Genomic DNA, 24,448 nt, shown 5'->3' on the forward strand with positions numbered 1-24,448 from the left:
ACCATGACCGTACAGCGACGACACGACCCGGACGAGCGCGGCTTCGCCAGCGACAACTACGCGGGCGCGCACCCCGAGATCCTTGCGGCGATCGCCCTGGCCAACGGCGGCCACCAGGTCAGCTACGGCGCCGACGTCTACACCGAGCGCCTCCAGGAAGTGGTGCGCGGCCACTTCGGCCCCACCGCGCACGCGTATCCCGTCTTCAACGGCACCGGCGCGAACGTGGTGGCGCTCCAGACCATGCTCGACCGCTGGGACGCCGTGGTCTGCGCCGAGTCGGCCCACATCGACGTCGACGAGGGCGGGGCGCCCGAGAAGGTCGCCGGGATCAAACTCCTGACGGTGCCCGCGTGGGACGGCAAGCTCACCCCTGAGCTGATCGACCGTCAGGCATGGGGCTTCGAGGACGAGCACCGGGCCCGGCCCAGGGTCGTCTCGATCGCCCAGTCCACCGAGCTCGGCACCTGCTACACGCCGGACGAGATCCGTGCGATCTGCGACCACGCGCACGACCTCGGCATGCTCGTCTACCTGGACGGTGCCCGGCTCGCCAACGCCGCCGCCACCCTCGGCGCGTCCCTGCGTGAGATGACCACCGACGCCGGCGTGGACGTCCTCTCGCTCGGCGGCACCAAGAACGGGCTGCTCTTCGGCGAGGCGGTGATCGTGCTCAACGAGGACGCGGTGCGCGGCATGGCCCACCTGCGCAAGACGAGCATGCAGCTGGGCTCCAAGATGCGTTTCATGTCGGTGCAGTTCGAGGCACTGCTGGGCGGCGACCTCTGGCTGCGCTCGGCGGCCCGCTCCAACGCGATGACCCAGCGGCTGTACGAGGCGGTGCGTCGACTGCCGGGCCTGGAGATCTCCCGCCCGGTGCAGGCCAACCAGATCTTCGCCGTCCTGCCGCCGGCCGTCACCGAGCGTCTCCAGAAGCGCTTCCGCTTCTACACCTGGGACGAGCAGGCCGGCGAGGTCCGCTGGATGACCTCCTTCGACACCACCGAGGACGACGTGGACGCGTTCGCGGCGGCGATCGCGGAGGAACTGGCGGCGGAGCGAGGCCAAGGGCCGGTGGGCGCGCTGACCACGGCCGAGCGCGAGGAACTGGTGCAACTGCGCCGGAAGGTCCGCGAAATGGAAAAGACGATCGAAGTGCTGGGGAAAGAGCCTGCCTTCTCCGCGAACCGCGAGACGAAGTAGCCGGCGGCGGAAGCCCGGGAGTCAGGCGAGCGCCCTGACTCCCGGGCAGTCAAGAGACCACCAGTGATCAGCTACCGTCCCGCTGCACTCCAGCGGTCGGGCCACGCAACAAGCCTGCCGAGCAGGGCTCAGGCCTGCGGAAACAACTGCCCCCAGGTGTTTCAGGGCTCACACTGACCCGCTGCTGACGTCCCCGACAACGCCCCCGCGGTCAACAGGACGACGAACTGCCGCAGGACGACGAACTGCTGCAGGACGAGGAACTACCGCAGGACGACGAACTACCGCAGGACGACGAGCTGCCGCCGGAGCAGGCGGAGGAACCGCCGCAGGATGAGCCGGACGGTGAGCCGTCGCAGGCGTCGCCCGCGGCGTACCAGGACGAAGAGCTGAACGACGTGCCGGCGCCTCCCGTCCCGGATGCCGCCCCCGTACCGCTGCTCGTCGGCCATGCTCCCGGCCCGGCCCCCCAGCCATACCCGGACGCCTGCCGGCCCAGATCGCTCCAGGCACGCCGCCAGGCCCGACGCACGAGCCAGGTGCACAGCACGGAGATCCCCAGTACGGCAACGGCCACCACGACCAAAGCAGTCACGATCGCTTCCCCCCTCCACCGGGCCAGGCGCACCGGGTGTCCGGACGATGCCCCCCGCCCCGGTGACTTCAATCGCTCCTTGAGCAAGTCCAGAGGTTCGTCCTGGCAACTCGGCGCCCGTACGACGACCGGTCGGCGGAGTACCGGCCCTGTCCGATGTCCCGCGCCGGTCAGTGGCCGGTGATGACGCCCGACAGTTCGTTCGTGCTCTTCGGGAGCGTCACCGACGTGAGCTTCTCGCCCGATGCGATGTCGACGGCGTGCAGCTTGCGCTTGCCCGGTTCGGAGACGTACGCGGTGTGGTCGCGAACGAAGAGGGTGGGCCGGGGCTGCTGCCAGTCGAGCGGCTCCTGCCAGTCGTCGACGACGGGGATCTTCTTCTCGACCTTGCCCGTTTCCGGGTCGATGACGTGGAGGGTGCCGTTCGTGCCGAGGACGAGTGCCTCGCCGTGGGGGCCGCGGCCCAGTGAGCGGAAGGAGTAGCTGGTGCCCAGGTCGACCAGGCGCAGCTTCGCGGTCCTGGTGTCGATGAGGGAGATGCGGGTCGGCCGCTCGAGTTCCGCGTCGGGGTCGGTCTTGTAGTCGCCCAGGAGGACGGGGGACGCGTCGCTGCCGGCCTGGTTGCCGATGCGGCCGTAGTCGTCGGGGGCGTCGACCTTGGTGAACTCGCCGTCCTTGTAGATCAGGACGCCGTCCTCGCAGCCGACGGCGACCGCCTCGTCCTTGGCCGCGGCCTCGCCGTGGACGCCGGGGCAGTTCTCGTTGCGCTTGATCTCCTTGTCGTCCTTGTCGAGGACGAGGGCGCCGGTGCGCTTCTCCTCGGTGCCGAGGGTGCTGAGGAGTTCGCCGTTGCCCAGTTCGATGGCGACGCCGTGGTGCGGCTCGGCGGAGGTGTAGGTGCGGCCTTGCGGCTTCTTGTCGCCCGAGAGGCCCTCGGGGTCGAAGACGTTGACCTCTCCGGTGCCATCGGTGAACAGCACCGTCCGCCCGGCGTGCCGGACGACGTGCCCGGGCTTGGCACCCTTGTACTCGACGCCGGTGAAGGTCTGCTCGGCGGCGTTGAAGACGCGGAACCCGGAGTCGGTGGACACGATGACGTGGGAGGCGTCGCCGGCCGGGTTGACGCGGTTGAATCCGGGCAGTTCGATCGTCCTGGCCGGCTTCAGGCTCTCACCGTCCAGGACGTACAGGCCGCCGTCGAACGTGGCGACCAGCGGGTTCTTCACCGCGACGGGCTTGGGGCCCGGCGAGTCGTTCGCCGCCTTCGTGTCGGAGGAGGCCCCGTCGCCTCCTCCGCAGGCGGTCAGTACCGCGGAGGCCGCGAGGGCGAGGGCTGTCGCGGTGGCGGCTCTGGTGCGTACCGACTTCTTCACTGTGTGTTCCTTCCCGCCGCACGGTTGCGGCGTGGGTGACGGGGTGGGGGTGTTCGGACGTGCTGGTGCCGGCGCGGTGGCGCGGGTTCAGTCGTTGGTGAGGCCGTCGGTCATGGCGGTGGTGTTGGCGCGCATCATCTGCAGGTAGGTGGCGGCGCCCTCGCCCTTGCCGGTCAGCGACTCGGAGTACAGCGCGATGACGCGCACCCGGCCGCCCAGTTCCGTGCGCAGGACCTCGGCGAGCCGCTTGGGCTGGGAGGAGTCGGCGAACACCGTCCGCACCCCGGCCTCGCGCATGGCTTCGGTGAGTGAGCGCAGGTCGGAGGAGCTGGGCGAGGCCAGCGTGGTGCCGCTGGGGATGACCGCGCCGATCACCCGGAAGTGGAAGCGTTCGGCGAGGTAGCCGAAGACGTGGTGGTTGGTCACCAGCGCGCGCCGCTGCTCGGGTACGCGGTGGAACGACTTCTCCATCCAGGCGGTGAGGCCGGTGAGTTGTCCGTCGTAGCGGGCGGCGTTGGACCGGACCGTTTTCGCGTCCACTCCGTCGACGTTCTCGACGACCCGGTCGGCGATCAGGCCGACGGCCTTGCGTACGCGGTCGGGATCGGTCCAGAAGTGCGGGTCGGGTTGCCCTGCCTCTTCTTCGGGGCCGCCCTCGGCGTGTGCCTGGAAGGTGAGCGGCTCCACCGCCTTGCCGACCTCGAGGGTGGCGACCCCGGCGTCGCGGGCGGCGTCCACGTGCCGCAGTACGTTCTCCTCCAGGCCCAGCCCGTTGAAGACCACGAGGTCGGCACGCTCCAGTTCGGCGGCCTGCACGGCCGACAGGCCGAACGAGTGGGGGTCGGCGTTCGGTTTCATCAGGACGGTGACGTCGGCTTCGTCGCCGACGATCTGCTGGGTGATGTCGCCGAGGATGTTGGTCGTCACCACGACCCGGGGACGGTCGTCGCTGCTCGCACAGGCGGTGGCCGTGCCGACGAGAGCGAGGGTGAGCAGGGCCGCAGGCAGACGGCGCAGTCGCGGGACGGTGCGCTTCGGTGTCGTCATCGCCCGGTCTCCGCCATCAGGGCCGGCTTCATACCGACGTCGAGGGTGCGGGCGACGCGCAGGTTGTCGTTGTAGTCGATCTCGTACACGCGCCTGCCCGCCGGGTCGTTGAGGTAGGCCCGGCTGCGGTCGACCTCGATGACGGGGGTCGTGGCGCTGTCGGCGAGGCTTTCGGGCAGGCCGGTCAGCAGCCGCTTCGTCTTGGACACCTGCCGGCCCGTGGTGATGTCGTAGCCGTGCAGGGCCCCGTCGTCCTGGAGGACGAGGAGGGGCGAGCCCTCGCCCGCGGTGTTGACGGCGACGACGGGGCCGGTCTTCACACGGGTCCAGGTGCGCTCGGTGACGTCCAGCACCCACACGGCCCGGTCCCCTGCCGACGCCGTCAGGGTGTCGCTTCCGGCCCGGTGGTGGAAGGCCGACGCCCGCTGCTTCGCGGATACGCCCACTCCGTAGGGGATCTTGTCGGCCGTGAAGCTCCCACCGTCCTCACGGATCAGCAGGGCGCCGTCGGCGCATCCGAAGACGACTCCGCGACGGGTGACGGCGTCCCCCTTCGGTTCCTCGCACGTGGCCTCCACAGAGGCGGACCGTCCGCCCTCGCGGTCGTACACCGCGACTTCCCCGTCGCCGGGGAGGGCGAGCAGGTGCTCCTCGTACGGCACCACCGCGCCCGCGTGTGTCCCGGGAAGCGGGCGGGGAGTTCCGATCTTTCCCTGCTCCAGTTCGGCCCGGCGGTAGACCGTGGCCCGGCCGTCCTCGCCGGTCACTGCGGTCACGGCCGCGTCGCTGCGGACGTGTGCGCCGGCGCGTGCGGGTATGCGGCCGACGTCGCGTATCGCGGCGCGGTAGTAGTGCACATGGTCACCGTGGTCCACCGTCCAGGCACCGCCGTCGAGGACACGGGTGCCGCTGCCGGTGTGGAGGTATCCGAACCGGCCGTCCGTGGTGAGGCCGGAGGCGCCCGTGGTCCGGGAGACGTCCTGCTTCTTCCCGGTGATCAGGTCGAGCACCCGGGTGTCACCGGTGTCCGGGTCGTTGAGCAGCAGCCGGGACTGCTGCTCGGCTGCCTCCTTCGCTCCTTCGACGTAGCCGTGCGGGGTGGCGGAGGGTGAGGAACCCGCCTTGGGGGCAGTCGCGTTGTGGTCCTGCCCCGCACAGCCCGCGGTGAGCAGCCCGAGGGCCACGAGCGCGGCCGGCGCCCATGCAGTGACGTTTCTTCCGACGGACAAGGACATCGCTTCAGGTCTTTCTCAGTTGGTTGTCGCCGGACGGATGCCGGGCAAGCGTGCGCCGCGGCGGTGGCGGTTGCCGGATGCCAGGTGGGAGAGGAAGAACAGGCACACCGCCAGGGCCGAGACGGTGGCGCCGGCCGCGGTGCTCAGGTGCCAGGACAGCAGCAGGCCGCCGAAGGTGGCGGTCATGCCGAGCAGCGCCGCGAGCACCATCACACCCCGGACGCTGCGCGCCCATGGCAGCGCGGCCGCCGGCGGAGCGATGAGCAGCCCCAGGACCAGCAACGTGCCCACGATGTGGAAGGAGGCGACGATGGCCAGCGCCAGCAGTCCCAGCAGCGCGGCATGCGTCAGGCGCGGACGCAGACCGAGCGTCTGAGCCTTGCGCGGATCGAACGCCAGGGCCAGGAAGGCCCGGTGGCCGAGGATCGAGACGGCCAGCGCCAGCGCCAGGGCCCCGCCCAGCAGCACCAGATCCTGTTCGCGGACGGCGAGGACGTCCCCGAAGAGGAACCCGGTCAGATCCACCGCGAAGGACTGCGACCGCGACACGATGATGACGCCGAGCGACAGCATGCCCACGAAGAGCAGGCCGATCCCGGTGTCCTGGGACAGCCGCGGCCTGCGGCCGAGGGCGGTGACCCCGGCCGTCATGACAGCCGCGCTCAGCAACGCCCCCACCAGCAGGTTCGCTCCCAGGAGCGCGGCGATCGCGACGCCGGGCAGCAGCCCGTGCGACATGGCGTCGCCGAGGAAGGCCATCCCCCTCAGCACCACCCAGGTCCCCGCCAGGGCGCAGATCGCCGATACCAGAACGCCGCCCCACAAGGCCCGTTGCACGAAGGTGACCTCGAAAGGGCCTGTCAACCACTCCATGAGCGAGCACACTACAATGAAAATCATGTTCAAAACACCCCGCCCCTCGCCCTCCGTCACCGAAGATGCCGCCTTTCGCGTCCGGCTCGCGGAGCTGTCAGCCGGCTACGCGGGCCACCCGGTCCTGCACCAACTGCACGTCGACATACCGGCGTTGACGACCACCGCGCTCGTCGGGCCGAACGGCAGCGGAAAATCCACCCTGCTCGGCGTACTGGCGGGCGTGATCCAGCCCACAGCGGGCGTTCTGCGCCACCTCGGGACTCGGGCACCGGCCTTCGTGCCCCAGCGCGGCGCGGTCGGCGACGCGCTGCCGCTGACGGTCCGGCAGACCGTGGAGATGGGGCGCTGGGGCGAGCGCGGACCCTGGCGCCGGCTCACCCGCCAGGACCGGGCCGCGGTGGACGCCGCCATGGAACGCCTGGGCATCACCGACCTGGCCTCGCGCCAGCTCGGGGAACTGTCGGGCGGGCAGAGACAGCGCGCCCTGATCGCCCAGGGCCTGGCCCAGGAGTCGGACCTGCTCCTGCTGGACGAGCCGACCACGGGCCTCGACCCCGAGGCCAGGGAACGCATAGCGACGCTGCTGACGGAACTGGTCGCCGACGGCGTCACCGTCGTCCACGCCACCCACGACCTGGACGCCGCCCGCTCGGCCGACGCCTGCCTCCTGCTGCGCGAGGGCCGCCTGGTGGACCAAGGGAGCCCCGAGCAACTCCTCACCCCCTCGACGCTCGCCGGCATCTGGCAGCCGGTCGTCCCCGGTTGAGTCTCACCCGGGGATCGTCATACGGGCATCCGTCCACAGAGCCCATCCGGCGCCCCGGAGGACACCGGCCGTCAGGCGCGCGTAGAGACATCCGAACTGCCGTTTCCCTAGGCCCTCTTGACCGAAAACCCTCTGATTTAGGTTAGGCTTAGCTAAGTGGCTTCTTCCCCATGCCGGTGATGAAACGGAGTGACCGCGTGACCGTGACACCCGCCCGAGCAGGGGATCCGTCCGTCCAGACCCTTCCCCGGCCCGAGGAGCCGCGGGGCAGTGTGGTGGTCGTCAAGTTCGGCGGCAACGCCATGGTGGACGCGAGTGCGCAACGCACCTTCGCGCAGGACATCGTGGAGTTGCGGCACGCGGGTCTGCGGCCGGTCGTCGTGCACGGCGGCGGGCCGCAGATCAGCGCGATGCTCGACCGGCTCGGGCTGGAGACCCGGTTCGAGGCCGGCCTGCGGGTGACCACCCCGGAAACCATGGACGTGGTGCGCATGGTGCTGACGGGTCGCGTGCAGCGGGAGCTGGTCGGGTACATCAACGCCCACGGGCCCTTCGCGGTGGGCCTGACCGGGGAGGACGCACACACGATGACGGCCGTGCGGCGGCCGGCCCGGGTCGACGGCCGGGCGGTGGACCTCGGTCTCGTCGGCGATGTCGTGGACGTGAATCCGGCCATGGTGCGTGCGCTGCTGGAGCAGGGCCACGTCCCCGTCGTCTCCCCCGTGGCGCGCGGCGCGGACGGGCAGGTCTACAACGTCAACGCCGATCTCGCGGCGGCGGCCCTCGCCGTGGCCCTCGGCGCCGAGCGGCTGGTGATGCTCACCGACGTCGAGGGGCTGTACGCCAACTGGCCGCACAGCACCGAGGTGATCGGGCGTCTGACGGCCCGTGCGCTGGACGAGCTGCTGCCCGGGCTGGCGAGCGGGATGCTGCCGAAGATGGAGGGCTGTCTGCGGGCCGTCCGCGGCGGTGTGCGCAGAGCGCATGTGGTGGACGGTCGGGTACCGCACGCGGTACTGCGCAGCGTGCTCACCGAGGCCGGGGCGGGCACCACCGTGGTCCCCGACAAGGTCACCACCTCCTGACCAGTACGTGCGCGTCGCGCCGCGGGTCCAGGGAATCGGCCCAGGCACGCGGCGCCTGACGGGCCGTCGTCTGCGTGAAGCCGTAGCGCAGGAACAGTCCGGCGCCCCCGGTGGTCGCCGTGTACAGGGCGTCGAGCGACCGGGCGTGTGCCGTGGCGAGCACCGCGCGTAACAGTCCGGCTCCCGCCCCGCTCCCCTGCCGGTGCGCGGCCACGCAGAAGTTGTAGACGACGCCCGCGCGTTCGTCGCCCTCCCCCGCGTCCGCGGGGTACGCGCGCAGGCCCACGCAGCCGTCGAGGGTGCCCTCGGAGGCCTCCAGCACCAGGAAGTCGGCCGCGTGGGCGGCGTAGAGGGAGACGGGGCGTTCACGCAGCGCGCCCGAGCGGACGAAGGGCCGGGACAGGGCGGCGAGGGCGGGAGCCTCGTCCGGGCGGGCGGTGCGCACGAAGGGCGTCAGCGCCGGAAAGGCGTGTGGCGGCGCGGCAGGGCGCGGCGTGGCCGTGGTCAAGGGGTTCCTTCCTCGGTTCCGGACCGGGAATCAGGCGCGCGGGCGGCTCGGGAGGCCGTCGACGTACGTCTCCACCACCTCGATGTCGCCGATGCGCGAGGGGTCGACGCGCCGGGGGTCGTCGCCGAGGACGACCAGGTCGGCGCGTTTGCCCGGGGTGAGGCTGCCCAGGCGGTCCTCCCAGTGGCAGGCGCGGGCGCCTGCGACGGTGTAGGCGTGCAGGGCCTGGTCGACGGTGACGGCCTCGTCCGGGCCGATCAGCTGCCCGGAGACGGAGGCGCGTTCGACCATGAACTGGACGGCGCGCAGGGGCGATCCGTCGGCGACGGGGCGGTCGGAGCTGCCCACCAGCGGGATGCCGTGGTCCAGGAACCCCTTGCCCCGGTACATCCAGGGCGCCCGTTCCTCACCCATGATCGAGGCGTAGTCGTCGCCGAAGCAGCGCAGGAAGGTGGGCTGGACGACGGCGGTGACGCCGAGTCGCGCGAAGCGCGGGAGCTGGTCCGGCCGGATCAGCCCCGCGTGTTCGATGCGGTGGCGGGCCTCGGGGCGGGGGCGCAGGCGCTGGGCGCGCTCGATCGCGTCCAGGGCGATGTCGGCCGCGCGGTCGCCGATCGCGTGCACGGCGAGCTGCCAGCCGGCGAGGTGACCGTCCACGATGACGTCGGTGAGCACGTCCGGGTCGTCCTGCAACTGCCCGGCGTGGTCGAGCCCTTCGTACGGGCGGGTCAGTGCGGCCGTGCGGGCCATCATGCCGCCGTCGGTGTAGATCTTCAGCGCGCCGACGCAGAGCCGGTCGTCGCCGAAGCCGGTGCGCAGGCCGAGGTCGAGGGCGCGCGGGATGCCGTCGGTCTCGTGGGCGGCGACCGGGCGCAGCCGGTCCGCGGAGACCATGAGCTGTACGCGCAGCGGCAGCAGCCCCTTGTCCCGGGCAAGTTGATAGGCGCCGAGTTCGACGGTGCTGTGGCCGAAGAGGGTGCCGCCGATGCCCGCTTCGGCGCAGGCGGTGACGCCCTCGGCCAGGCAGGTGCGGGCCGCGCGGCCGATCGCCTCGGCCAGGTCCTCCTGGGAGTGCGGCAGGCGCAGGGCCCGGGCGGCGCCCATGGCCTGCTCGGCGAGGAAGCCGTTCTCGTGCGGGATGCCGGCGGGGAGCAGGTCCAGGACGGCGGTGTTGACGACGCAGCCGTGCCCGGAGTCGTGCAGCAGGTAGAGCTTGCGTCCGTCGCTGACCCGGTCGAGGTCGGCGGCGGTCAGATGGCGGCCCAGGGCCCGCTGGTCGTACCCGGCGATGCTCACCCAGTCGCCGGGCGCGCGGCTGCGGGCGACGGCCTCGGCCACGACCGCGAGCACGTCGTCGATGCGGGTGCGGCCCGCGATGCTCGGGGTGTTCTGCTTGAACCCGGTCCAGGCGAGGTGGACATGGGCGTCGATGAACCCCGGCAGCACCGTGGCGCCCTGCAGGTCGACGACCTCCCGGACGGGCAGGGACGCCACGGCGTCGTCGAGACCCACGATCCGGCCCTGCCAGATGCCCAGGTCATGAGCGACCGGGTGGTCCGGATCCATCGTGAGGAAACGGGCGTTGGTCAGCCTGGTGCACAGCATCGGTGGGATCAGGCGTCCTGGGCCGCGGCGAGGGACCGGGGGCGCAGGTCCGTCCAGTGGGTCTCGACGTACTCCAGGCACGCCTCGCGGGTGTTCTCGGCGAAGGCGATCGTCCATCCCCCGGGCACCTCGGCGAAGGACGGCCAGAGGGAGTGCTGGCCCTCGTCGTTCACCAGGACCAGGAAACGGCCTTCGTTGTCGTCGAAGGGGTTGGTGCTCATGCGCGGTGCCTCCTCGGAGGGCCAAGATTAGGTTAGGCTCGCCTAATTGACGGAGCTTAGCCTTTGCCCCTTCCCTCTCACAAGGAGACGTTCATGCGCTTGGCCGCGGCCGACAGGGAGGACGCCTTCGCCGGGTTCGGGCTGCCGGGCGCGCCCGGCAGTGACGCGTTCTGGGCCGCCGCGGGCGCACCCGTGGCGGTGCCGGACGGCGACGGCGGCTGGGTGACGCTGTTCCTGTGGCGTGGGCCCGAGCCGGTGACCGTCGAGTTCGAGAGCTGGTCGGATCCTGTCCCCCTGCGCCGCTGGGCCGGCTCGGACTGCTGGTACGCCGAGGTGCGCATGCCCGCGCGGCTGCGGGTGACGTATCGGTTCCTGGTGGGGGACGTGTCGTACGCCGACCCGTTCAACCCCGCCGGGGCGGGCGGTGACCGGTCCATCGCCGCGACGCCGGACGCCCCGGAGCAGCCGCACTGGCCCGCCGTCGGGGCCGACGCGGTCCTGCCGGTGCCGCGGGCGCGGATCCGCTGGGCGAGTGAGCGGCTGGGCGGGCGGCGTACGGTGCGCATTCATCCGGCGGGGGGTGGTGGGCCGGTGGTGCTGCTGCTCGACGGGGACGACTGGCTGTATCTGCATCCGGCCATGACGGCGTTCGACTCGGCGGTGGAAGCGGGGGATCTGCCGCCGGTCACTCTCGTTTTCCTGCCCGCCAAGGACCGGGCAACGGAGTTCACGTGCCGGCCGGAGCTGTGGGAGGCCGTGCGGGACGAACTGCTGCCGCTGGTGGCGGAGTCGGGCGTCCCCGCCGATCCGGAGCGGCTGGTGGTCGCCGGGCAGAGTCTCGGCGGGCTGAGCGCGGTGTACGCGGCGCTGGAGTTTCCCGAGTTGGTGTCGCGGGTCGCCTGTCAGTCCGGGTCGTTCTGGTGGACGCCGGATGCCCCGGGGTCGGCCGATCCGCTGGGCGGGCCGGCCGGTGGCGCGGTTGCCGAGCGGCTGCGGGAGGGGGCCGAACTGTCGGGGCTGCGGGTGGCGTTCGACGTCGGCGAGCACGAGGGCCGGATGCTGCCCCACTGCGAGATGACCGAGAACTTGGTGGAGCGCGCCGGGGCGACCGTGCGGGTCTCCCGGTCCGCGTCGGGGCATGACCGGGCCGGGTGGCGTCATGCCCTGCTCAGGGACGTCGGCTGGGCCCTCGGTGAGTAGTCGGCTGCGGGCCGGTGGGGGCTGGTCGCGCAGTTCCCCGCGCCCCTGAAGGCAGGTCACCCAGCCCCTTGGCGGCTCACCGTGCGACCGCCAGGCAGTACGCCTCGTCCTTGGACAGCAGGTTGCGGTGGGTGTCCTCCGCCGTGATCGTGCCGTCGTCCAGGACCAGGACCCGGTCCGCCGCGTCCAGGAACGCGGGGCTGCTGGTGATCACGATCGTCGTGCGGCCCCGGCGCAGCTTCGCCACGTTGCGGGCGATGAGCTGTTCGGTGACCGCGTCCACCGCCGTCGTCGGGTCGTGCAGGACGAGGACGTCGGTGTCGGCGGCCAGGGCGCGGGCCAGGGAGAGGCGTTGGCGCTGGCCTCCGGAGAGGTTGGCGCCCCGGTCGCGGACGCCGTAGTCGAGGCCCTCGCGGTGCAGGGCCACGACGTCGGTCAGCAGGGAGGCCTCGACGGCGGCGGGGACCGTCCGGCTGGTGCCCGCCGGGTCGATGTTCGTGCGGAGGGTGCCCGCGAAGATCTCCCCGTCGTACGGGTTGACCAGCATGTGCGCGCGGACCGCCTCGACGGAGAGGTCCGTCAGCTCCTGACCGCCGAGCCGCACCGTTCCCTCGTACGCGGCGGGCGGGACGCGCACGGCCAGGACGGCGGCGAGGTCGGCCGCCGCGCGTGGCTGGTAGGGGGCGATGGCGACGAACTCCCCTGCCTTCACCCGGAACTTCAGGTCGGTCAGGGTGCCGTGGCGGACGCGGTCGATCTCCAGGTCGCCGCCCGGGGACGGGCGTCCGGAGCCCGGTGTCATGACCGGCGGGGCCGACAGCACCAACGCCATCCGCTCGGCCGAGGCGCGCGCGATCATCACGTACTTGGGCATCTCCGAGAACAGCTTGAGCGGTTCCATGATGAACTGCGCCAGGCCGACGGCCATGACGAGTTCCCCGATGGTGATCCGGCCTTCGAAGGCGAGCCAGCCCGCCGTCAGGGTCACGGCGCCGGCGAGGACCGCGTTGAGGGCCAGGGCGGTGCCCGCGTAGGCGCCGTTCACCTTGGCGACGGTGATCGCCTGGTGTCTCGCCTCGGTGCTGACCTTCCGGTAGGACCGGAACGCGGCGTGGTTGCCGCCGAAGCCGTGCAGCGGGCGCAGGCCGGTGATCAGGTCGGCGACCTTCGCACCCGCCCGCGCCACCCGGGCCTGCTGCTCCTGGGTGCTGCTGCCGATCCGCTTGGACATCACGCTGAGGATCGACAGGATGGCGACGGTCCCCACGATCACCAGCAGGCCGAGCCGGACGTCGGCCAGGCCCAGCGCGACCGCCGCGACCAGCACCGCGACGAGCGAGCTGATCAGCAGCGGCACCACCTCGATGATGTCGGCGGTCTGGTCGGCGTCCTCGGTGGCGATGGTCAGCACCTCGCCGGACTTGAGGTCGACGTCCCGGGCCACGGGCTGCAGGCCGCAGGCGGCGACCTTCACCCGCCACCGGTGCGCCTCGGTCGTGTTGGCCTTCTGCAGGATCCGCATGCCGAACCGCCACGACAGCGACACCGTCGTGATGATCACGGCCAGCGCGCCGATCGACAGGGCGAGCGCCTGGAGGCCGCGGCCGTCGCGCATCGTGTGCTCGACGATCAGGCCGAGCGCGATGGGGAAGGCCGTCTCACCGGCCTGGTAGAGGCCCATGAGGAGGGTGCCCCAGGCCATGGCGCCGATGTTGCGGCGCAGGGCGGTCCGGAGGATGGCGGCCCCTTGGCGGGGCCGCTGCGTGTCAGTTGTCATCGATGTGGCGGGCAATCGCTTCCGGGGTTCGCAGGGTGAACAGATCGCGGATCGTGATCACGGGACCGTACTCGCGGCGGAGCAGCCCGGTGAGCCGTACCGCCAGCATGGAGTGTCCCCCCAGGGACACGAAGTCGCTCACCGCGCTCACCTCGTCGTCGTCCAGGTCCAGTGCCTCGGCGAAGTACTCGCACACCACGGTCTCGGTCTCGGTCTCGGGTCCCCGCTCCCCCGCCGTGGTCAGCGCGCCCAGCGGCTTGGCCTCGGGCAGCGCCTTGGTGTCGGCCTTCCCGTTCACCGTCAGCGGGATGCTGTCGACCTGCGCGTAGTGCGTGGGGCGCAGGAAGTCCGGCAGTCCGGCGCCCACGTCGGCGGCGACGGTCGCGAGTTCCGCGCCCTCCAGGACCAGGTAGGCGGCCAGCCGGTACGCGCCGTCGACCTGCGGGTCGGGCTGGGCGACCGCGGCGGCGAACCGCACCGCCGGGTGGGCCGCGAACAAGGCCTCGACCTCGCCGAGTTCGACGCGGTGGCCACGGATCTTGACCTGCTGGTCGGTGCGGCCGAGGTACATGAGGTTGCCGTCGGGCCGGCGGACCACCAGGTCGCCGGTGCGGTACATGCGCTCGCCGGGTTCACCGAACGGGCAGGCGACGAAGCGGTGCGCGGTCTGGGCGGGCTGTCCGAGGTAGCCGCGCGCGATGCCGATGCCCGACACGTACAGCTCGCCGGGTACGCCGTCCGGCAACGGCCGCAGCCACGGGTCCAGGACGTACACGTCCGTGTTGTCGATGGCGACGCCCACCACCGGGTCCGCGCACTCGAAGGTGCCGACGCCGAGGGTGTTGATGGTGTATTCGGTGGGCCCGTACAGGTTGTAGCCGACCGTGCCCTCGGTCTCGGCGAGCCGCTGCCACAGCGTCGGCGTGACGGCCTCACCGCCCAGCAGCACCAGAGCCGGCCGCCGATCGGGGTTGTCTAGCAGGCCCTCGGCCACCAGCTGCTGTGCGTAGGTCGGGGTCACGTTGACCACGTCGATCCCGTGCTCCAGGCAGTACGCGACCAGCCGGGGCGCGTCCCGGCGCAACTCCTCGTCACAGATGTGCACTTCGTGGCCGTCGGCGAGCCACAGCAGCTCCTCCCACGACATGTCGAACGCGAAGGACACGGTGTGCGCGATCCGGAAGACCCGGTGGCCGTGCTCCGCCAGCACCGGCTCGAAGATGCGGCGCTGGTGGTTGATCAGCATGTTGGTGAGCCCGGCGTACTCGGTCACCACGCCCTTGGGCTTGCCGGTCGAACCGGACGTGTAGATCGTGTACGCCGGGTGCCGCAGCCGGTCGGGATCGTCCGGTGCGAACGTTACGTACGGCTCCGCGTCCGGGAGCGGGCGGTCGAGTTCGATCAGCTCGCCGGTCAGCCGGGGGGACACGGCGCTCACGGTGAGGATCAGGTCCGGCCGGGCGTCCTCGACGATGGCGGCGATCCGCTCGTCCGGGTGGTCCAGCTCCAGCGGCACGTACCCGGCGCCGGTCCGCAGGACGGCGAACAGGGCCACGATCCAGTCGAGGGAGCGCGGGACGGCGAGGCCCACCGCCGTCTCCGGCCCGATGCCGCGCGCGGCGAGCACGCCCGCCACGGCACGGCTGCGGTCCCGGAGTTCGCCGAAGGTCATCGTCGAGCCGTGGGCGACGAGCGCGACCCGCCCCGGGTCGCGGTCCGCCGCCCGGTCGAACCGGTCGACGACGGTGTCCGTGCCGACGTCGGTGCGTGCGCCCGGCTCGGGCACCGGTCCGAGGCCCCGCAGCGCGCCGACCGGTCCGGTGGTCCGGGCGAGGTCCTCCAGGACGCTCAGGTAGTCGTCGAGGAGACGGCGGGCGTTCCCGGTGTCGCCGTCGCGGTACTCCAGCTTCACCGTGAGCCGGTCGCCGGGCGTGACGACCCAGGTGAACGGATAGTGGGTGGAGTCGTCGGCCTTCACCGAGGTGATGCCGTGCCGCGCGTTCATCTCGGCGAACGCGTCCATGTCCAGGAAGTTCTGGAGCACGAACAGGTTGTCGAACAGGGTGTCGTGTCCGCTGGCCCGCTGGATCTCGCCGAGTCCGAGGTGCTCGTGCTCCATCGCCTCGACCCGGGCCGACTGGACGGCCGACAGGTAGGCGCGGACCGTGTCGTCCGGGCGGGGCCGGGTCCACATCGGCACGGTGTTGAGCAGCACTCCGACGATGCCGGACAGCCCCTCGCCCTCGCGACCGGACACGGTCACGCCGAACACGGCGTCACCGCGGCCCGTGTGCGCGCCCAGCAGCAGTCCGAAGGCGCCGGTCAGCACCGAGTTCAGGGTGACGCCGTGCACCCGGGCCGCTTCCCGCACCAGGTCCGACTGTTCGGCGGACAGCGTATGCGTGAGCGCGCTCGGCAGGTCGTCCGAGAAGGACGGCGACGGTCCGGCGAGCAGGGTCGGGCCGGGGAGAGCGGCCAGCTGGTCCGCCCAGAAACGCTCCGACACCGCCGGGTCCTTGGCGGCGAGTGTCCGGGCGTACTCCTCGAAGCCCGGCGTGGCCGGCGCCGGATCGAGCGGCTCGCCCGCGAGGACGGCACGGTAGGCGTCGAACAGGTCGCGCAGGACGATCTCGCGGGACCAGCCGTCCCACAGCAGCAGGTGGTAGCTCAGCAGCAGGCCGTCCCGGTCGCCGGGCAGGTGCACGACGGTCAGCCGGATCAGCGGCGGCTCGCCCGGGTCGAACCCGGTGTCCCGGTCCCGGGCGCGCAGGGCGTCGATCTCGGCGTCCGACGACACGGCGACCGCGCGGACGCCGACCCGTCGCCCGGCCTTGAGGACCTGCACCGGGTTTCCGTCGTCGTCGGTGCCGAAGCCCGCGCCGACGACCGGGTGCCGGGCGATCACGTGCGCCATCGCCTCGGCCAGCGCGCCGGTGTCGAGGCGCCGGTCGAAGGTGAACCAGTTCTGTGCGACGTAGTGTCCGGCGGAGCCCGCCATCTGGGCCTGGAAGAACAGGCCGCGCTGGAGCGGGGTGACCGGGGCGGTGCGCTCGGCCGTGGTCGCCGCTTCCGCGAGCTGCCGGAGCGCGCCGCGCCAGTGCTCGGTGATCTCGCCGGGGATGCCCTCGGCGAGGACGAACTCGGCGAGCAGGCTGCCGGTGGCCTCGTCGGTCCACGCGTTGACCTCGACGGCGTACGGGCTGCCCTGGTCGCCCCCGGCGAGGTGCAGCGCCTGGGACTCGCTGCCCCGGCCGAGGTAGTTGAACAGCACCTGCGGGCGGGCCGTCAGCAGCGGGGCCGTCTGCGGGTTGAGGTACCTGAGCCGGCCGTAGGCGACGTGCCCGGCCTCGTCCGGCTGGCGCTCGACGACCTCGCGCGCCGCGGCGACGGGGTCGGTGTGCGGGGTGAGCCGCACGGGTGCGACGGAGGTGAACCAGCCGACCGTACGGGTGTAGTCGTGCTGTTCGAGCACCGGGACTCGGCCGTGCCGCTCCAGGTCGACCGCGAGGTCGGTGGGCGAGGGCTGGATCCGGGTCAGTGCGGTGCGCAGGGCGCCGCACAGCAGCTCGGTGAGGCCGACGCCGAGCGCGGCGGGTGCGGTGCGCGTGAGCCGGTCGCTCACGTCGGGGTCGAGTACGACGGTGGTCCGGCGCAGTCCGCCGGGGGCGGGCAGCAGGTCCGGCGCCTGGAGGGTGGTGATCCAGCGGCCGATGTCGTCGAGGGCCCGGGTCGACTGGAGCGTCAGGGCCTCGGCGTACTCGGCGTAGGACGTGGTGGGCGGGGGCAGGGGCTCCCCGCGCAGGGCCGCTGTCAGGTCGTCCAGCAGGATCAGCCAGGAGACCGCGTCGACGGCGAGGTGGTGCACGGTGACCACGAGGGTCCGGCTCGCCTCCAGCCACGCGAAGGCGACCACCTCACCGGACTCGGGGTCGAGCCGTCCGGCGGCCTCGTTCGCGACGGCTGTCGCGTCGGTGGTGTCCGGGCGTGTGACGGTGATCTCGCGGGCGGGGTCGGTGCGCAGGGTCCACACGCCGTGTTCCGTCCGGAGCCGCAGCCGGAGGGCGGGGTGGGCGGCGACGACCGCGTCGGCGGCGCGTACGGCGTCGGCGTAACCGGTGCCTTCGGCCGCCCGAAGGGTCCTGGCCTGGGCGAAGCGGGTGAGGGAGCCGCCGAGTTCGCGCTGGCGCAGGATGATCGGGGTGGGGGGCAGCGGACCCTCTTCGCGGTGCACGGGGGCCGGGGGGGCCTGGGGTGTCCGCGTCGTCAAGTGTGCGGCCAGGGCGCGCGGGGTCTTGAGGAGGAAGACGTCCCGGGGTGAGAGGGGCAGGCCCAGTGTCCGGGCCCGGTTCACGACCGTGATGGCGATGATGCTGTCGCCTCCGGCGCGGAAGAAGTCGGTGTCGGCGGTCACCTCCGAGCCGGGCAGTGCCCGAGTGAAGATCTCGACCAGCGTGGCGAGTGCCGCGTTCTCGTCCGCGGGCGCGTCGCTGGTCGCGCCCCGCGGCGGAGCCGCACTTTGATACAGCCCCGCGCCGTCGAGGGGGCGTTCGGCCAAGGCCTTTCTGTCCAGCTTGCCGTTGATCGTCAGGGGCAGGGCGTCGATCGTGAGGATCCGGCCCGGGATCATGTGGACGGGCAGCTTCTCGGACAGCAGGGCGGTGAGGTCCTCGGGTACGCGGCCCACCACGTGCGCGACCAGGTGGTCGCCGGTGTCCGCCACCGTCACGGCCACGTCGATCACCCCGTCCAGCGCCCTGATCGCGGACTCCACCTCGCCCGACTCGATGCGGAAGCCCTTCAGTTGCACCTGGTCGTCGGCGCGGCCGGTGAACTGAAGCTCACCGTCGAGGGTGCGGATCGCGAGGTCGCCCGTGTGGTACATGCGGGAGCCGTCGGCCGCGAAGGGGTTCGCCACGAAGCGGCCCGCCGTGAGGCCGGGCCTGCCCAGGTAGCCGAGCGACACCTGGTCGCCGGCGACGTAGATGGCGCCGACCCGGCCCGGCGGCACCGGGCGGAGCCGGTCGTCGAGGAGGTAGGTGACCAGGCCGGGGATCGGGCCGCCGATGGGGCTCACGTCGTCGCCGGGGCCGAAGTCGGCGTCGGTCAGGACCCGGTGGGTGACGTGGACGGTGGTCTCGGTGATGCCGTACATGTTGACCAGCTCGGGGACGGCCGTGCCGTGCCGCTCGACCCAGTCGCGCAGCCGCCCCGGGTCCAGCGCCTCGCCGCCGAAGACGATCCGGCGCAGTGCGGGCAGCGGCTCGCCGGCCAGCCGGTCGGCCTCGATGAACTGGTAGAAGGCCGACGGCGTCTGGTTGAGCACGGTCACGCCGCGCTCGCGGACCAGCCGGTGGAAGTCGACCGGGGAGCGCGTCAGCCCGTACTCGGGCACCAGCAGCTCACCGCCGTACGCCAGCGCGCCCCACAGCTCCCAGACCGCGAAGTCGAAGGAGAAGGAGTGGAACTGGACCCAGACGTCGTGCGGGCCGAAGTCCATGGCGGGTCGGGTGTTGGCGAGCAGGGTCACCACGCTGGAGTGCGGGACGACGACGCCCTTGGGGCGGCCGGTCGACCCGGATGTGTAGATCACATAGGCAGGGGTGTGCCAGTCGGGCTCGGGAACGGGGTGCGCGCAAGCGGACGGGGGCTCCTCGCCCTGCACCAGGACGCGCGCCGGCACTCCCGCCCGGGCCAGGAGCCGCGTGAAGCGGTCGTGCTGGTCGCGGTCCACGAGGACTGCCTGGGGGGCCGCGTCGGCGAGGATGTACTCCAGCCGTTCGTCCGGGTACGCCAGGTCCAGCGGGACGTAGGCGCCGCCCGCACTCACGATCGCGACCAGGGCGACGACCTGCTCCAAGGAGCGCGGGACGGCCACGGCGACCCGCTTGCCCGGGCCCACTCCGGCCGCGCGCAGCGCCGAGGCCAGGCCGTTCTTCGCGTCGGACAGTTCGCCGTAGGTCAGAGAGCGGGTGGCGCCGTCGAGGGCGCACTGGGTGACGGCGGTGGCCGCCGGGTCGCGGCGGGCGGCGGCGTCGAAGAGTCCGCCCAGGGTCGTCGGGGTGATCGGTGCGGGACGCCGTTCGCTCTCGGACGTCAGGTCGTCGACCGGGGTGTCCGGGTGGGTGAGCAGACCGGTCAGGGTCCGGGTGAAGCTGCGCAGGACGGTCCGGGCGGTCGGCTCTCCCAGCAGTTGCGCGTCGTAGATGAGGTTGAAGCGCGGGCGGCCGTCGAGTGCGCGTTCGACCACCAGGGTCAGCGGGTAGTGCGGGGCGCCCTCGTTGACGATGTCCGTGATGGCCAGGGTGTCGGCGGGGCGCCGGAGCGCGGTCACGTCGGTGGCCACGTCGAACACCACGAGGGTGTCGAAGAGGGAGCCGGTGCCGGCCTGGCGGGCGATGCGTGCCAGGGAGACGTGCTGGTGCGGCAGGACCGCTCCCTGGTGGTCGCGCACCGAGGTGAGCAGGTCTCCCGCGGTGGTGCCCGGGGCCCAACGGGCGCGTACCGGAACGGTGTTGATGAACAGGCCAACCATGTCCCCGATGCCGGGGACCTCGGCGTCGCGGCCGGAGACCGTGGAGCCGAACACGACGTCCCGGCCCTGGAGGATGCCGCCCAGGGTGACGGCCCAGGCGCTGTGCACGGCCACGCTCAGCGGCACGCCGGCCTCGCGGACGGCGGCGTCGATGTCGCCCTCGGGTTCCACGGCGGTGTCGGCGAACCGGTCGGAGGGGGTGTGTCCCTCGGCGACCAGTGAGGGGCCGGGCAGGCCGGCGAGTTCCTCACGCCAGACGCGGTCGCTCTCGTCGGCGTCGCGTCCGGCGAGCCAGTGGACGTAGTCGGCGAAGCCGCCGAGCGGGTGGACGGTGCCCGGCGCGTGGTACTCGGCGAGCAGCGCGCGGAGCATGGGAGGCACGGACCAGCCGTCGGCGATGATGTGGTGCACGGTCTGCACCAGGACGTTCCGGCCGGAGCCGGCGCGGACGAGGGTGTAGCGCATCAGCGGGCCGGTGGCCAGGTCGAAGCCGGCGCGGCGGTCCTGTTCGGCGAGCTCGCGTATCTCCTCGTCGGTGATGCCGGGGCGGTCCAGGGTGGTGAAGGGGGCTTCGGCGCCGCTCTCCAGGACGGAGACCACCCGTCCGTCGGAGAGGGCCGTGAAGCGGGCGGCCAGGTTCGGGAAGAGGGTGAGCAGCCGGGTGGCCGCCGCCGCGAGCCGGTCGGCGTCCACCTCGCCCTCCAGGGTGAGGAGTTGCTGCTCGACGTAGGCGCCGGCGGAGTCGTCGTCGAAGACCGAGTGGAAGTAGAGGCCTTCCTGCAGCGGGGTCAGCGGCAGGATGTCCCGCAGCTGCGGGCCGTCCAGAGTGTCGACGTCGGCCTGGGTGAGCGGGACCAGGGGGAAGTCGCTGGGCGAGTGGCCGCCCTGGTCGAGCGCGGCGAGTCCGGCCAGGGCCGTGCGGAAGTAGTCGCCGAGTGTCGTGATGTCGGCGTCGGTGAACATCCCGTCGGGCCAGGAGATGGTGGTGACCAGTTCGTATCCGCCGCTGGCGGAGGGTTCGGCGATGGCGTTGAACTCCAGGGCGCGCGGCAGGCGCATCCTCGGGTCGCGCTTCTCGCCGAGCTGGCCGGTGGTGCCCGCGAGTTGCCAGTCACCGGGGGCGCCCGCGGCGAAGCGGCCCAGGTAGTTGAAGAGCACCTGGGGGGCGGGGGCGTCGAACTCGCTGTGGGTGAGGTAGCGCAGGGCGCCGTAGGAGACGCCGTTGTCCGGTACCCGGGCGAGGTCCTCCTTGACCGCCTTGAGGGCGGCGGTCAGGTACTCGGGAGCGGTGAGGTCGGCTGCCGTACCGGGGTCCACGGTCACCGGGAAGAGGGTGGTGAACCAGCCCACGGTGCGCGACAGGTCCGGTTCGAAGCCGGCGGAGCCCGCCACGAACTGCCCTTCGCGGCCGTGGCCTTCGAGCTCGATGTGGGCGAAGGTCTGGTCCTGGCCGAGGTCGCGGCGCCGGCGGGCGAGGGCGACGGCGAGCGCGGTGAGCAGGACGTCGTTGACGCCGGCGTGGAACTTCGCGGGGATCTCGTTCAGCAGCGCGGCCGTGACCTCGGGGCCGGCCGAGACGGTCCGCAGGCGTTCGTTCGCGACGGTGTCCGTCTCGGACAGGGCGCGGTGGGCCAGCGGCTGGTCCTCGCCGGGCAGGGGGCGCCGGTAGAAGGAGCTGTCGGCGTCGAACGCGGCGCGTTCCAGCAGCTGGGTCCAGCGCCGGAAGGAGGTGCCCACCGCGGGCGGTTCGATGGGCTCGCCCGAGGTGAACTGCCGCCAGGCGGTGGCCAGGTCCTCCATCAGGACGCGCCAGGAGACGCCGTCGACGACCACGTGGTGGGCCACGAGGACGAGGTGGCGGGCGCTGGGGCGCCAGACGGCCCGGAGCATCGCGCCGCCCGCGGGGTCCAGCCCGTCCGTGGCGAGGGCGATGCACTCGTCGAGCGGCCGGTCGCTCCGCTGCCAGCAGGGCTCGGCACGGTCCGCTTCTGGGATGTCGAAGCTCCAGCGGCTGCCGCGCACCAGCCGGGCGCGGAGCATGGCGTGCCGGGTGACGAGCGCGGTGAGGATCGCGTCGAGGGCGTCGGCGGTCAGCTCCGCGGGGGTGTTCAGGACGACCGACTGGACGAAGCCGTCGATGGCGTCCGTGGTCTCGCCGAGCCACTGCACGATGGGCGAGCCGACGACGGTGCCGGTCGCGACATCGGCGTGGTCGACGGTGGAGACGTCCTCGCGGCTCGCCACCGCGGCCAGCGCGCCCACGGTGCCGTGGGTGAAGATCTGCCGGACCGTGACGTGCAGGCCCTGCTCACGCAGCGCGCTGAGTAGGGAGATGGCCAGGATGCTGTCGCCGCCGAGCTGGAAGAAGTCCTGGTCGACTCCGACCTCTTCGAGGCGCAGTACCTCCGCGACCGCGGCGCACACCGCGCGTTCGTCGTCAGTGGTGGGGCGCACGAGTGAGCCGGACCCGATCGTGGGCTCGGGCAGCGCGTTGCGGTCGAGCTTGCCGTTGGCGGTGAGGGGGAACTCCTCCATCACCACGATGTGGGCGGGCACCATGTACTCGACCATGTGCGCGGTGGCCCACGCCTTGACCTCGTCCGCCCGCAGGTCCTCGCCGCCGGCTGCCGGTATGACGTAGCCGATCAGATAGGTGCCGCCGGCGGCGTTCTTCTTCGCGACGACGCAGGTGTGCCGTACGCGGGGGTGTTCGGCGAGACCGACCTCGACGTCCTCGATCTCCAGCCGCATCCCGCGGATCTTGATCTGGTTGTCGGCGCGGCCCAGGAAGTCCAGCGAACCGTCGGGGGCGAACCGCGCGAGGTCGCCGGTGCGGTAGAGGCGGGAGCCGTCGTTCGCGAAGGGGTTCGCGACGAAGCGGGAGGCGGTCAGGCCGGGCGCGCCCACGTAGCCGCGGCCCAGGAGGAAGCCGCCGACGTAGAGCTCTCCGCCGACGCCGACCGGGACGGGGCGCAGTTCGTCGTCCAGGACGTAGAGCTGGGTGTTGGGGTTGGCCTTGCCGATGGAGGTCGACAGGCGTTCCGCGGCGCCCCGGTAGATGACGTGCGAGACGCCGATGGTCGTCTCGGCGGGGCCGTAGCCGTGGTACATGGGGATGTCGAGTCTGGTGCGGAACCGCTCGTACAGCTCGGGGGTGAGCACCTCGCCGCCGCACCAGACGTGCCGCAGGCTGTCCAGGCGGCCGGAGTCGCCCGCCATCTCCAGCAGGACGTCCAGCATGGACGACACCAGGTAGGTGAAGGTGACGCGCTGTTCGGCGATGACGCTCAGCAGGTGGTGGGGGTCGCGTTCGCCCCCGGGCCGCAGGACGACGAGCCGGCCGCCGGAGACCAGGGGCAGGAAGATCTCGTTGATGGAGATGTCGAAGGACAGCGGCGCCTTGAACAGGGAGGCGTCGTCGTGGCCGAAGCCGAGGATCTCGTTCACCTGCCACAGCAGGCGCTCGCTGATCGCCTCGTGCCGGATCATCGCGCCCTTGGGCCGCCCGGTCGAACCGGACGTGAAGATGACGTAGGCAAGCGCGTCGCCGAGGACGGTGACCGCGGGCTCCCGCGCCGGGTACGAGCCGTACCGCCAGTGGCCCAAGTCGACGGCCACGGCGTCCGGTTCGGCCGGGTCGTGCTCGCCCGAGGCGTTGAGCTGGACGACGACCCGGGCGTCCTCGATGACGACGGCCCGGCGTGCGGCGGGCCACTGCGGGTCGAGCGGCACGAAGGCGCAGCCGGCCTGGAGCACGGCGAGCAGGGCGACGACCATGTCGGCGGAGCGGGTCAGGGAGATGCCCACGACCTGTTCGGAGCCGAGGCCGCGGGCGAGCAGGTGGTGGGCCAACTGGCCGGAGTGCTCGGCGGCTTCACGGTAGGTCAGGGACCGGTGCTCGTCGACGACGGCCACGGCGTCCGGCCGGGCCCTCGCCTGCTCGCGGAACATCTCCACGATGGTGGGGCGGACCCGGTCGGCCCGGTTGTCGTTCCACTCGCCCAGGGTCCGGAGCCTGGCCGCGATGCTGGACGGACCGATGGTGCCGAGGGGCCGGTCCGGGAAGTCGGCCAGGTCGTCCAGCGCGAGCTGCGCGTCCTGCGGCCGGACGCCGTCGGGGACGGCGAGGGTGCGGCCGTCCGGGGCGACGTCCCAACCACCGGGTGCGGTCCCGCCGTTGTCGACCCAGCCGAGGACGTCGGCGAAGAGCGTGCCGGGGGTGAGGTCGATGCCCTCGGGGCTCTCGCCCGTCGCCCAGTACGACAGTCCGATGGCGCAGGCTTCGGCGATGGTCCTGTCCGGGTAGTCGCCGATCCGCCGGCGCACATCGGCCAGACGTGTGGGAGAAGGCAGTGTGAGACGAGCGCGCGGTTCCATCATCGAAGACTCAGCGTCCCTTCCAGAATGTGGAGTTAGGCTAACCTA

General features: G+C 72.1%; 14 protein-coding genes. 4 read left to right on the forward strand and 10 right to left on the reverse strand.

All coding sequences use genetic code 11. The annotated features are described in order from the left end of the window. Positions 1–3: 3 nt before the first annotated feature. Positions 4–1,203: a beta-eliminating lyase-related protein gene (locus ACFY9E_RS01620; RefSeq protein WP_390978279.1), complete on the forward strand. Its 1,200-nt coding sequence runs from the start codon at positions 4–6 to the stop codon at positions 1,201–1,203. Between the two features lie 281 nt (positions 1,204–1,484). On the opposite strand, the gene ACFY9E_RS01625 is transcribed toward ACFY9E_RS01620, so the two are convergent. The 5 genes from ACFY9E_RS01625 to aztB all read right to left on the reverse strand — a co-directional run bounded on the left by ACFY9E_RS01625 (position 1,485) and on the right by aztB (position 6,326). After that, positions 1,485–1,655 carry a hypothetical protein gene (locus tag ACFY9E_RS01625; RefSeq protein WP_390978280.1) on the reverse strand — a complete coding sequence of 57 codons (171 nt, stop codon included), beginning with the start codon at positions 1,653–1,655 and terminating at the stop codon, positions 1,485–1,487. Between the two features lie 313 nt (positions 1,656–1,968). Further along, positions 1,969–3,171 carry a zinc metallochaperone AztD gene (aztD, locus tag ACFY9E_RS01630; RefSeq protein WP_390978282.1) on the reverse strand — a complete coding sequence of 401 codons (1,203 nt, stop codon included), beginning with the start codon at positions 3,169–3,171 and terminating at the stop codon, positions 1,969–1,971. A gap of 87 nt (positions 3,172–3,258) precedes the next feature. Next, positions 3,259–4,218 carry a zinc ABC transporter substrate-binding protein AztC gene (gene aztC / locus ACFY9E_RS01635; RefSeq protein ID WP_390978284.1) on the reverse strand — a complete coding sequence of 320 codons (960 nt, stop codon included), beginning with the start codon at positions 4,216–4,218 and terminating at the stop codon, positions 3,259–3,261. After that, entirely contained in the window at positions 4,215–5,453 is a 1,239-nt protein-coding gene (locus ACFY9E_RS01640) for a hypothetical protein (protein WP_390978286.1), read from the reverse strand. Before ACFY9E_RS01640 ends, aztC begins: the two co-directional genes overlap by 4 nt. A 15-nt stretch (positions 5,454–5,468) precedes the next feature. Further along, a complete protein-coding gene (gene aztB / locus ACFY9E_RS01645) occupies positions 5,469–6,326 on the reverse strand; it encodes a zinc ABC transporter permease AztB (protein ID WP_390978288.1) in 858 nt (285 codons plus the stop codon). A 16-nt stretch (positions 6,327–6,342) separates the two neighbouring features. Between aztB and aztA the strand changes: the two genes are divergently transcribed. Next, positions 6,343–7,095 carry a zinc ABC transporter ATP-binding protein AztA gene (gene aztA, locus ACFY9E_RS01650; protein WP_390978290.1) on the forward strand — a complete coding sequence of 251 codons (753 nt, stop codon included), beginning with the start codon at positions 6,343–6,345 and terminating at the stop codon, positions 7,093–7,095. Between the two features lie 179 nt (positions 7,096–7,274). Beyond that, positions 7,275–8,180 carry an acetylglutamate kinase gene (gene argB / locus ACFY9E_RS01655; RefSeq protein ID WP_390978292.1) on the forward strand — a complete coding sequence of 302 codons (906 nt, stop codon included), beginning with the start codon at positions 7,275–7,277 and terminating at the stop codon, positions 8,178–8,180. Here the strand turns inward: argB and ACFY9E_RS01660 are convergent. From ACFY9E_RS01660 to ACFY9E_RS01670, 3 genes are read right to left on the reverse strand one after another with little or no spacing between them, the layout of a single operon-like run. Continuing rightward, on the reverse strand, positions 8,167–8,688 hold the full coding sequence (locus ACFY9E_RS01660) for a GNAT family N-acetyltransferase (protein ID WP_390978294.1): 522 nt from the start codon (positions 8,686–8,688) through the stop codon (positions 8,167–8,169). The genes argB and ACFY9E_RS01660 overlap by 14 nt on opposite strands. Positions 8,689–8,718: 30 nt before the next feature. After that, positions 8,719–10,293, reverse strand: coding sequence for an amidohydrolase family protein (locus ACFY9E_RS01665; protein WP_390978296.1), 1,575 nt, complete (start codon positions 10,291–10,293; stop codon positions 8,719–8,721). A gap of 8 nt (positions 10,294–10,301) precedes the next feature. Next, complete coding sequence (locus ACFY9E_RS01670; RefSeq protein WP_352118251.1) at positions 10,302–10,514, reverse strand: MbtH family protein; 213 nt, start codon at positions 10,512–10,514, stop codon at positions 10,302–10,304. Positions 10,515–10,607: 93 nt separating this feature from the next. Between ACFY9E_RS01670 and ACFY9E_RS01675 the strand changes: the two genes are divergently transcribed. Continuing rightward, the gene (locus ACFY9E_RS01675) at positions 10,608–11,714 is read left to right on the forward strand and encodes an alpha/beta hydrolase-fold protein (RefSeq protein ID WP_390978298.1); all 1,107 of its coding nucleotides are present in this window, start codon (positions 10,608–10,610) and stop codon (positions 11,712–11,714) included. Positions 11,715–11,790: 76 nt separating this feature from the next. Here ACFY9E_RS01675 and ACFY9E_RS01680 read toward each other — a convergent pair whose 3' ends face one another. Further along, positions 11,791–13,491 (reverse strand): ABC transporter transmembrane domain-containing protein, encoded by a 1,701-nt coding sequence (locus tag ACFY9E_RS01680; RefSeq protein ID WP_390978300.1) that lies wholly within the window; start codon positions 13,489–13,491, stop codon positions 11,791–11,793. Further along, the gene (locus ACFY9E_RS01685; RefSeq protein ID WP_390978302.1) at positions 13,481–24,403 is read right to left on the reverse strand and encodes an amino acid adenylation domain-containing protein; all 10,923 of its coding nucleotides are present in this window, start codon (positions 24,401–24,403) and stop codon (positions 13,481–13,483) included. The genes ACFY9E_RS01680 and ACFY9E_RS01685 overlap by 11 nt, the downstream gene beginning before the upstream one ends. Between the last annotated feature and the right edge of the window lie 45 nt (positions 24,404–24,448).

Source organism: Streptomyces sp. NPDC012466 (genome assembly GCF_042955215.1).
GTDB lineage: Bacteria > Actinomycetota > Actinomycetes > Streptomycetales > Streptomycetaceae > Streptomyces.